Annotated in this window: 7 protein-coding genes and 1 tRNA gene; 4 read left to right on the top strand and 4 right to left on the bottom strand. The window is 53.7% G+C overall.

Translation table 11 applies throughout. The features are described 5' to 3' along the window. Genes FYC48_RS10490 through FYC48_RS10480 form a run of 3 tightly spaced genes read left to right on the top strand, consistent with a single transcriptional unit; the run spans position 1 to position 4951 of the window. Positions 1–1347 carry an FMN-binding protein gene (locus tag FYC48_RS10490; protein ID WP_149496662.1) on the top strand — a complete coding sequence of 449 codons (1347 nt, stop codon included), beginning with the start codon at positions 1–3 and terminating at the stop codon, positions 1345–1347. Then, on the top strand, positions 1347–2405 hold the full coding sequence (locus FYC48_RS10485) for a non-reducing end alpha-L-arabinofuranosidase family hydrolase (RefSeq protein WP_160149445.1): 1059 nt from the start codon (positions 1347–1349) through the stop codon (positions 2403–2405). Before FYC48_RS10490 ends, FYC48_RS10485 begins: the two co-directional genes overlap by 1 nt. Further along, positions 2402–4951, top strand: a complete 2550-nt coding sequence (locus FYC48_RS10480) for a 4Fe-4S binding protein (protein WP_235034193.1) — start codon at positions 2402–2404, stop codon at positions 4949–4951. Before FYC48_RS10485 ends, FYC48_RS10480 begins: the two co-directional genes overlap by 4 nt. A 473-nt stretch (positions 4952–5424) precedes the next feature. Here FYC48_RS10480 and FYC48_RS10475 read toward each other — a convergent pair whose 3' ends face one another. The 3 genes from FYC48_RS10475 to FYC48_RS10465 form a co-directional block, all read right to left on the bottom strand. Continuing rightward, on the bottom strand, positions 5425–5727 hold the full coding sequence (locus FYC48_RS10475) for a P-II family nitrogen regulator (protein WP_149496660.1): 303 nt from the start codon (positions 5725–5727) through the stop codon (positions 5425–5427). Continuing rightward, positions 5724–6839, bottom strand: a complete 1116-nt coding sequence (gene tgt / locus FYC48_RS10470) for a tRNA guanosine(34) transglycosylase Tgt (protein WP_149496659.1) — start codon at positions 6837–6839, stop codon at positions 5724–5726. The genes FYC48_RS10475 and tgt overlap by 4 nt, the downstream gene beginning before the upstream one ends. 120 nt (positions 6840–6959) lie before the next feature. Beyond that, a complete protein-coding gene (locus tag FYC48_RS10465; protein ID WP_149496658.1) occupies positions 6960–8291 on the bottom strand; it encodes a tetratricopeptide repeat protein in 1332 nt (443 codons plus the stop codon). A gap of 465 nt (positions 8292–8756) precedes the next feature. Here FYC48_RS10465 and FYC48_RS10460 point away from each other — a divergent pair. Then, positions 8757–8829, top strand: a tRNA-Thr gene (locus FYC48_RS10460). 105 nt (positions 8830–8934) lie between these two features. On the opposite strand, the gene FYC48_RS10455 is transcribed toward FYC48_RS10460, so the two are convergent. After that, on the bottom strand, positions 8935–11085 hold the full coding sequence (locus tag FYC48_RS10455; protein WP_149496657.1) for a Tex family protein: 2151 nt from the start codon (positions 11083–11085) through the stop codon (positions 8935–8937). Between the last annotated feature and the right edge of the window lie 200 nt (positions 11086–11285).

The following is an 11285-nucleotide window of genomic DNA, read 5'->3' as shown; positions in this document are numbered from 1 at the left end:
ATGTCTGTTTCTAAACCACCTATTCGCCCGACGATCCAATCCATTTTATCCTCGGCAACCCAAACGATCCGATGGCTTTGCCTTTTCTGTTTCGTCACCGCTGCCCAGTCCGCTTGGTCGCAGGACAGCGTCGAATTTCTCAACGGAACGACGCTCTCCGGGAAGGTCATTGAAATTCGAAAAGCGGACAAGGAATTTGATTTTCAATCAATCATTGCTGGTCAATCCGTCGCTCGGACGTATCAGTATTCTAAAATCCATGCCGTTACCTTCAACGGAAAACGATTCGTCATCAATCCTTTGCCCAGCAACAGTGGCCCCGTGACCACAACTGACACGGCGCACAACAAAGCAGTGATTCGGTCGTCAAAGGAAGTTAGACAAATCATTGAAACGGTCGGCTCCAGCGACCCCGACTGGCTTGCCGGAACGCCGGATAACTACCCGAACACCCTTGACTTGACCTGGCCCATAAAACCGTCGGGTCCTTGGAACGAATCTAAAAATGTTGGCCAGTTTCTCTGGGGCCGAGTGAACCCTAATCCATCGCGTTGGCGATCGGGAATCAAGCTGATCTACGGTTGCATCGACAAACACACGAGCAACCGAGAATTGCTTCAGCGCGATTACGCGTCCTTGGCAGATAAATATTTCGTGCTCTTCCAAGACTATCCACGCGCAGCGTACTGGTTCCAAAAGGCCAACGTTCAGGTCAATCAGAAAGGTGGCATCCATCTCGCGGAGTGCTACTACCGACTCGGGAGCAAACCGATGGCAATGGCGCTACTGAGAGGAAAAAGCTTGCATGTCGACGCGATCAAATTACTCGGCGAAATGGATGAGCTTGATACCGCACTAAAAATAGCCGACCAATATGGGCGCACCCAGGCGTTCAATGAGGCGTTCTTAAATGCCGGTGATGCATTGCGTTCTGCAGGGCGTCATGACGAAGCGATCGCCTACTATCAACAAATCCTGGATCGCAACCGCGCCCGCAACCAAGAGTACTTGCAGCGTTACAAAGGTCGCGCGAGAGATTCCATCAATGCGATCAAATTGTTTGACAAAGCAGATGTCACCAAGGTGGCCGACGGAACATTCACCGACACTGCCGTAGGCTACAACGGGGACTTGGAAGTTCGTGTCACGGTTGCCAATAAGACGATCAAAAATGTTGAAGTCAATCGCCACAAGGAGAAGCAGTTCTATGCGGCATTGACCGATACACCAAAACAGATCATCGATACCCAAGGTGTGCGTCAGATCGATGGTACGAGCGGGGCGACGATCACCTCGCAAGCGATCGTCAATGCGACCGCACGCGCGCTTGCTCAAGGAGCGAAATGATGATTCAGAAGAAGATCGTTATCGCATCAGTCGTGGGATATTGCACGTTGGCATTCAGCTTGAACTCCGTGGTGGATGCACAGGACTCGGTATGGGAAACAGGAAAGTTTCACTGGAAGGTCGGGCCACCGATACTCTCGGTATCGCAAGAGCGTCTGCCAAACTCAGAAGCACCATGGGTTGCCGTCAAGGATCCCAGTGTCGTCCGTTTCGACGGTGAGTGGCACCTGTTCTGTACCCTCCGAAATCAGAAGACTGGTAAGGGGCGGATCAGAATTGGCTATTGCAACTTCGACAAATGGTCCGAAGCCAACCAAGCGGATTGGCACCTGCTGGATCTCACTATGGACTACCACGGCGCGCCTCAAATCTTTTTCTTCGAACCCGATCAGCGTTGGTATCTCATTTACCAGGCTGCCGACGAATCTAGGGGACTCAAATACGGCCCTTGCTATTCTTATACGGCGACGATAGATGCCCCAACTTCGTGGTCAAAGCCCGAACCTCTGTATGTCGTACCAGAAGGGAAAAAAGCCGGATTGGATTATTGGGTGATTTGTGATCAAACACATGCGCACTTGCTATTCACTTCACTTGACGGCCGGATTTGGCACTCCCAAACCGCTTTGAATAGGTTTCCCCAAGGTGATTGGACTGCACAACAGGTTGTGCTGGAGGCAGATCTTTTTGAAGCTAGCCACACCTACAAGATGCTCGGGCAGGACCAATTTTTAACGCTCGTCGAGGCACAGGACGGACGACGTCGGTACTTCAAATTCTTTACCGCCATTCACCCCGCTGGACCCTGGCGACCACTAGCCGCGACCCGAGGCAATCCCGCGGTCTCGGTCAACAATGTGGTCAATCAAGACCAGTCCTGGGCGACATCTTACAGTCACGGCGAAATCCTTCGATCTGGATACAATCAGCATCTTGAAATCGATCCCAAATCGGTCCAGCTGATATTCCAAGGAGCCAACGATCAAGAATATCAGCGAGGCCAATACGGTGATATCACGTGGCAACTCGGCCTGCTGCAACTGGTGGACGCACCATGAAACACTCACCTAGCATGGCCCGTCGAAAGCGATCCCTCGCGGTCGCATTTTTGATTTTAGCGACACTGCTGACCTTGTCTCTCGCTCTCGAATGGGGCTCTGTCGCACAATGGAGTAGCGGAGGAATCGCCGCCGGTTGGCTACTTGCCGGGATCAGTGGCTTTCTCGGATTGACGCTGTTTCAAACCGCTTGGGGCGACCAGCGTTCCTTGGCATTGATACGTGTCGACTGGTTCCTACCCGCGATCAAACGCACAAAAGAATCGAACCCGGCAAAATCGATTGGCGGTCGTCTTCTGCGGCGGCTGACGCCGGGCATGCATTCAGATTGGAACAAGAAAAAGCGAGGTCGCGCGCGCACGTTGCTTCGCAAGCTGGGGATCTCGTGGGTCGCATCACCTCTGCGTCGGTTTAGCCAAGCGATCTGCCTTCTTCTGTTCTGCTGGTTATTCTTTTATGTCTGTTGGCCGTATCACGCAAAACCGACTCCGATCCAAAGCATTGGCAATCTGACATATCAATCGTTCGATCAACAAAGCGGTGCCATTACCTTCCTGATCGATCAGCGCGACGCGAAGATCGGCATCAACGATCCGATCTTTGTGCGTTCCGCGAGTGATACAACCAACGTCGATGGTGAATTTGATTCACTGGCAGAGTTTTACGTGCTATCAGATTCGGGGGATTCGATTGAGCTCGCGTCGACGACCGAATTAAGCCCACACTATCTAGACCTTGTCACGGGAATGTCCAGCTTTCAAGTCTACACGGCGACGGACATTGATCCCTCGGCATGGCCCAGTCATTACGCAAACAGTCTTGCCAGGAAAGAGTTTTTGCCAGCAGAATCGTTCTTAATGCTCGATCCTCTCGTGAGTCTCTCGACCGCAATTGCTTCACGAAGTTGGGTCTGGTCGTTGGGCTGCGCGGCTGCAATCTTGATTGTCTGCGTCTTTATTCCACGCGGCTTTTGTGGCTATCTCTGTCCTTTGGGAACGACCATCGACTTGTTCGACTGGGCTGTCGGAAGACGAACCAAGCGATTCAGAGTTTCTGGTGATGGTTGGTGGGTTCACATCAAGTACTACCTGCTCGCTGGAATTTTGGTTGCGGCGATGTTTGGTGTGCTTGTCTCTGGATTCTTTTCCGCGATTCCGGTCATTACGCGCGGGATGCTATTCATTGTTGATCCGCTTCAAAATGGATGGTCGCGTGGCTGGCACCTTGTCCCCTCATTGAATGCCGGGCACTTTGTTTCGATCCTGCTTTTTTCTGCGGTGCTTGCGTTAGGGCTACTTCGTCCTCGCTTTTGGTGCAAATATGTATGTCCCAGCGGCGCCGTGTTTTCGCTTGGGAATCTATTTCGAGTTACCGAACGTAAGGTCGAATCAAGCTGCATTCATTGCAACAAGTGTGTCGAGATCTGCCCCTTCGACGCGATCAAGCCGGATTTTACTACTCGCGTGACCGATTGCACTCTCTGCCAGACCTGTGCCGGGGTCTGTCCGACCCACGCGATCAAGTTTGTCGAACGATCCAATGTGGTTGAACTAAAAGTCATCAATGAGCCGCCGACAGGAGAGACTGAGTTAGGACGTCGAGGTTTTCTTTCATTGGCGGCGGGATCAGCCGCAGCAATCGCAGGTGGCTCGGCTGTTGCGATCGGCACCAAAACGTTCGGAGCGAAATCTGCTCGATCCCTTCCCGTGATTAACCGGAATGATGATCCGAGACCTTTTCTTCCTGTGCGTCCTCCGGGAAGCGTCCCGGAACAAGAGTTTCTCGAGATGTGCATCCGTTGTGGAGAATGCTTTAAGGCGTGTCCGAACAACGTGCTCCAACCAGAGAGTTTCCAACAAGGACTCGAAGGTCTTTGGACGCCGATGGTGAATGCCAACTGGGCCGGATGCGAATCGAGCTGCAACGCCTGCGGTCAGGTTTGTCCCACGGGGGCCATTCGGGCGCTTCCGATCGAAGAGAAGAAAGCGGCAAGAATGGGGCTCGCGATTGTCAATGAATCGACATGCTTGCCCTATGCCGGTACCGAGGCATGTGACCTGTGCGTCCAAGAATGCCAGGCGGCGGGATACGATGCAATCGAATACACGCAAGTCGGCGTGGAGGTCGACTCGGAAGGACGTCCGGTCGAGGGAACCGGGTTTGCCGCACCTGTTGTCCTCGCCGATAAGTGTGTCGGTTGTGGACTTTGTCAAACACGTTGCTTCGCGATCAACGTTAAGGACAAACATCTACTGGCAGAGTCCGCGATTATCATTGAGGCCGGTGAGGGGCGTGAAGATCGGTTGATGTCAGGTTCTTACCTTAAGACGAATGATCATTCTGGGCACATGCGGAGCGAAGAATCTGAGGCGTCATCAACCCGCATCCGTCCATCGGCCAATCAATTCGATACAACGGAAAGCAGATCTTCGCGGCCAGAGCCGGAAGCGGAAACGACTGGGGCGAGTTTTGACGATCCTTTCGGAGTCCAACCTCCCGCTGGACAAAGCGTAGACAGCGACATCGACGGCGAATCACCATTTTAATCGTGCCTGAATTCGATGAGATCAGCACTCACGGTGTGTTCGCTATTCTTGTCGGACTTCGCCCCGTTTGTCGTTTTGGTACTCGTTGAAGCTTTCTCCAATTTCTCTGCGTCTCATTCCCATGTCAGCACCGGCGGATGCAGGAAAACGCTTGTCCGGATGTCGCTCCCCAAGCCTGCCGCACGTAACAAGAAAAAGCGCCCCCGCAACAGGGACAGCCCGTAAGAAAGCAGGAGCCAATCAGGTGTCGATCTTTTGCCCAATCCCAAAAGATTCGGACCGAGGCAACGTAAATGTATCACACCCACGCTTTGATCCAGTTCAACTTTAGGAAATAGATCAATGACCTCAGCCACGGTTTCGGTGCAACCACTGAGGCTGACGCCGGTCCGTGGATAAGCCGAATGCAGACATTTGACTTCACCGGGACACTCAGACGTTACACAATTCGCCGGACGTATTGCGAATGATCGTTACTGGAATACTTCGACGGGCAATGTGAAGACCTTGCCATCGCCAATCCTGCCGGTTCTCGCTGCCGCAACAACTTTTTCTAAGATCTCTTCGTAGCGAGATTCATCGACCCACATGTTGATTTCAACCTTGGGAAGAAACGCTTCGGAAAATTCAGTTTCCTGGTACTCGTCCAAGTAACTCTTCTGTCGACCGTAGCCTTTGACTTCACTGACCGTGATCGCTTCCAACGGTGCGCGCTTGAGCGATTCCAAAACTTGCTCGGCCAAGTGAGGGCGAACAACGGCGATGATCTGTCTCACTGCGGCATCCCCCACAAACGTTTCTTTTCGACGATGTACTCTGTTAGTGTATCCGTTTCGATCGCCGCCCGCGCCCCGGCCATCACACGTTGGTAGTAGTGCAAGTTGTGAAGCGACAAAAGACTCGGTCCGAGCATTTCTCCGGCATTAAAGAGATGCCTCAGGTAACCTCGACTGTGGCGGGTACATGTGAAGCAATCGCATGTCGGATCCAACGGCGACCGGTCGGTTTTATGGACTGCATTTCGTATCTTCACCGCTCCCTGATCGGTGAACGCAAATCCGTTACGGCCGTTACGGGTCGGCATCACGCAGTCAAATAGATCGATCCCTCGCACGACACTTTCGAGCAGATCGATCGGGCGACCGACCCCCATCAGGTATCGCGGGCGATCGACGGGAAGCTCAGGCGTCGTCGCCCCCGTGATGCGATACATTTCCTCAGGAGTCTCGCCGACACTCAATCCCCCGACGGCGAATCCTTCAAAATCCATCGTCGCCAGTTCGCGGGCACACTGTACTCGCAATTCCGTATCCAAACCGCCCTGCACGATCGCAAACTTGGCTTGATCGGCACGGGAGGCATGCTCAAGGCAGCGACTGGCCCACCGAATCGATCGCTCCATGGCCTCCTGCACTTCTTCGTTTGGTGCCGGCAAGGCGACGACGTGATCGAGCACCATCGCGACGTCGCTACCGAGCGCTTCTTGGATTTCAATCGAATACTCCGGTGTCAGATCGATGATCGATCCATCGATATGACTTCGGAACACGACGCTTTGCTCGCTGATCTTGCTGATGTCTTTCAAAGAGAAAACCTGAAATCCACCGCTGTCGGTAAGAATCGGCCCGTCCCAAGCAAACATCGCATGCAATCCACCGAGGGCACGAACGATGTCGGGCCCGGGCCGCAATCCCAAGTGATAAGTGTTTCCCAAGATCATTTGGGCTCCCGTCGACTTCACTTGATCGATCGTCAACCCCTTGACCGTCCCCTGGGTTCCGACCGGCATAAACCCCGGTGTTTCAACGGGGCCATGCGGAGTTTGAAACGTTCCACGCCGCGCACCCGTTTGAGCGTCTGTGTGGTGCAATTCGAAGCGGAAAGTCATCAAGCAACAAAATGGAGCGACAAGGAAGGCGGGCAAAAAAGAAACGGTCGGACCTGAATTAAAAACTCAGATCCGACCGATCTGTGGATCACATCGTCAAAGGGCAATCGCGTTCGACGCTCAGTCCCCACGAAGCTTCAAACCGAGATCGGTCAGCTTCTCGCGAACTTCGGTCAGACTGGTCACACCGAAGTTCTTGCACTCAAGCAATTCGTCGCCGGTCTTGCGAAGCAATTCTCCGATCGTGTTCAGCTGCAATCGTGCCATGCACTTGCGAGCCCGAACCGAAAGATTCAAATCGGAAATCGGTCGCTCCAGCATCGCCTGCTCGTCGGGCGACAAGTGGCTGGTATCGACGGGCGGATCGGCCGACTTCTTCTCGTGGGCAAACTGTCCCAGCTTCAACCCCTTCGACGTCAGCATTTCGCGGATTTCGATCAGGCTAGTTTCGCCAAAGTTTTTACTCGAAAGTAACTCGGATTCGGTCGTTCGCGTCAAATCGCCGACGGTCTCGATCCCCATTTTCGAGAGGCAGTTGCGGCTTCGAACACTCAGCTCGAAGTTCGCAACCGGCATCGCCAACGTCTGGGTGAGACGATCGTTGCGGCGCTGCATTTCTTCGTCATACAGCATGTTGCCATTTGCCGAAGCATCCTTGACGTACAACCGGGTACGTGGATCCTCTGGGTGAGAGTCAAGGATTCGCTTGTAGCACGCTTGCGCCTTGTCGAACTCGTTGCGATCTTCGTAGATCAATCCCAAGTTGATCAACGCACCGACGCCGGTCGGGAACGCTTTGGCGGCACGCTCGTAAAGCTTGATCGCTTCTTCGTCGTTGCCCATCCGATCATTTTCCCATGCCAAGCCAAAAAGCGCTCCGGCATGGTTTTCATCGGTTTGTACGGCGCGTTGATAAAGTGTGATTGCTTCTTCGCGACGCCCACCCATGTAAGCCACCGTCGTGGCCCGTTGATACATGTATTCGGCAGTCTGTTCGGCCGGACCGAAGATATCGTCAAGCAGCATCATCGCTTTTTCGATGCGGCCGGCGTAACGATTCGATTCCGCGATAAAGATCTTGCATTGATCTTCGTTGTAGCCCGCCTTTTGTGCCTGTTCGTATGTTTGAATCGCGTCGTCGTAGCGTTTCAATTCAAACATTGAACGGGCGGCATAGAAAAGTGCCGTTGCACTGCCATCGGCCGCTTGCAACGTTTCTAGTGACTCGGAAAAACGGCCCAGCAGGAATTGGCAGACACCCATTTTGGTCTTGCCCGCCGGAGTGATGTTCTCATCGTGTTCCATCTCGGACACGGCATCGCGAAGCTCGGCAAAATGACCGTAGTTCTCCGCGATCATCTGACGAATCTCCACTACGTCATTTGGTCCGAACGAATTGTTCGACAAAATGAGTTCTTTCAAGTCGACGACGTCCAGTTCGACTTCATTCATCAGGTCCAGTTTCTCCTGCCCGATCATAGATGGGCTGTTGAAGGACGGATCGGCTTCCGGAGGTTTCAACGATCGAAACCCACCGTAGCTGGGGCAAATTACGCGTGGGGAATCTCCCCAGGATTTCGAATATTTACCAAAAAAAAAGTTTTTTGTCGAGTCGTGGCACGGCGATCGCTGAGATACTGAGTTTTTTCTACCTTTTTCTAGGTCGCAGCCCGGAAAATCCGTCTCCTGCCCACGTTTGCTCAAACGGTTTCAAAGCCGCGGACCTCGCCACCGCGTTCGGCTCAACTCCCTTCTTCCACAAGCTCCTCTGTCGGGCCGCCGCTGTGGTTAGATCACTCGCTTGATCCAAAGTCGTTTTAAAAAACAATACGAACCACCCTGGTCGAGTCGGCATTCCTTTTGTAATTTCTTGGACCTAGCCAGTGCCGCTGACCGATAGATCGGGACAGCGTTTTCGCCGACGTAGCTCAGCTGGTAGAGCGTCGCATTCGTAATGCGCAGGTCGCCGGTTCAAATCCGGCCGTCGGCTCTGATAGTCACCCTTCTTGATTTGGTCGCTTCTCTACAATTGGGCCCGGTTTGACGGAGCCTCAGGCGGCCTTGCAACGGCCGCCGACGCGACTGTTTGGATCGCTCAAAACTTACGTGTCAAAGCGATCCGTTTCCGATCGACATCAACTTCAAGAACTTTGACACGGATGACCTCGCCGACTGAAACGACGTCACTGGGGTCATCGACGAAACAATCGGCGAGCTGGGAGATGTGTACCAGCCCATCCTGATGCACGCCGATGTCGACAAAGGCGCCGAAGTGCGTGACGTTCGTGACCACGCCTTCGACGATCAAATTCGGTCGCAGGTCATCGATCGAATTCAAGGTGTCATCAAACTTCACGGCCCGAAACTCACGACGAGGGTCTCGCCCTGGTTTGCCAAGCTCCGCGATAATGTCCTTCACCGTTGGCAACCCAACCCGATCACTGACATACTCTTCGGCCCGAATATTTTTACAAAGCGACGCGTTTCCAACGATCGCGTTCAGGTCGGCTTGGAGATTGCGAGCCATCGCTTCGACGACCGCGTAGCTTTCTGGGTGAACGGCGGATCGATCAAGTGGTTGATCGCCGCCACGAATGCGTAAAAAACCAGCGGCTTGCTCAAACGCCTTTTTCCCAAGCTTGGGAACGGCGGTCAGTTCCTTGCGGTTCTTGAACTCTCCTTTCGCATCACGATGCTGTACGATTCGCTCGGCAAGTTTCGGACCGATGCCCGCCACATACGACAACAACGATACGCTTGCGGTGTTCAAATCCACGCCAACTTGGTTCACACATGATTCAACCGTTCGGTCCAGGCACTTGCGAAGCTGCGACTGATTGACGTCGTGCTGGTACTGGCCAACCCCGATCGACTTTGGATCTGTCTTGACCAACTCGGCCAGCGGGTCCTGAAGTCGCCGAGCGATGCTAATCGCACCACGCACGGTGATATCCAAATCGGGAAATTCTTTCACTGCCACATCACTCGCCGAATAGATCGAGGCGCCTGATTCACTGACCATGACCTTGGTCACATCCAAACGATGCTGTTGCAAGAGTTCGCCGACGAAGGCATCGGTTTCTCGGGAAGCAGTCCCATTACCAATCGCAATTAGTTCAACGCAATGTTTCTCGATCAGCTTCAATAGCGTCACGCCGGCGGCTTTCGTATCGTTCTTTGGTGCCGTCGGATAGATCGTAGCGTTCTCCAGAAACTTGCCGGTACCGTCGACCACAGCAACCTTGCAACCGGTACGAAAGCCCGGATCAATCCCCAGCGTCACCCGCGGCCCCGCAGGCGGCGACATCAAGAGTTCGTGCAAATTTTTCCCGAACACCTCGATCGCTTCTGCGTCGGCCCGCTCTTTCAACTCCGCGAGAACAGCCGACTCGGTTGCGGGCATCAACAAACGATCGTAGCAATCCTCGACGCAGCCAAGCAGGTCCGGCGTAAACTCTGATGATCGATTGGGGACGAGCTTTCGCTTCAGTTCCGTTACTTCGCGATCGCCCTCGATTTCCACATTCAACCGCAACAGCCCTTCGCCTGCGCCTCGCATCATCGCCAGCAAACGGTGCCCGGGAATTCGGCCCACCGACTCTTGTCGGTCAAAGTACTGCTCGAACTTGTCGGCGCCTTCGGCGTCCTTCTTACCGCGTTTGATAGACGAGGTGACCTTGCCGTACTTTTTCGATTGATCGACCAGCCACGCGCGTGTCTCTGGAACCTCGGACCACTGCTCGGCAATAATATCGAGTGCACCGGCCAGAGCTGAGTCGATATCGGGGACGTCCTTTCCGGCGTCAACGTATAAAGCGAGCAAATCCTTCTTCGACTTCGGCAGCGTCTTCTGGCTAACGATCAAATCGGCTAGCGGCTGCAGGCCACGTTCACGAGCGATCGTTGCACGAGTCCGACGCTTGGGTTTATACGGCAGATAGAGGGCCTCAAGCGATTTCAAATCGGTACACAATTGTATTTGGCGACGCAGTTCATCGGTTAGCACCCCCTGGTCGCCAATCGACTTTAAGATCGTCAGTTTCCGAGCCGCCAGTGTCGTCGCACGCTCAAGCGAGTCTTCAATCGCGCGGAGGGCGATTTCATCAAGCGTGCCCGTCGCTTCCTTACGGTATCGCGCGATAAACGGGATCGTATTTCCGGCTTCCAGCAGTTCAACCGCTGCGCGGACCTGCTTGAGAGGCAAATTGAGTTCGTCGGCGATCTGCCGAAGCGTGGAATCATCCATGGTTTGACGATCTTGTCAGAAAGGGAGTGAAGGAGCCGCTACCAACCAACGTGCATCCTGGTTTTGTCAACCGGACGAGTTATACCAAGCTGCGGTACAACCTTGCATCCGAGATCGTCAAGTGTGTTTGCAGCGACAGTCGCGACACTTACGATCATCGTTTTGCGGTGGGCCTAGACCTGAGTTGCCAGAAGGCGGAA

It is taken from the genome of Roseiconus lacunae (genome assembly GCF_008312935.1).
GTDB lineage: Bacteria > Planctomycetota > Planctomycetia > Pirellulales > Pirellulaceae > Stieleria > Stieleria lacunae.
Note: the sequence above shows the minus strand (reverse complement) of the source record. Positions and strands in the feature narration are given on the sequence as shown.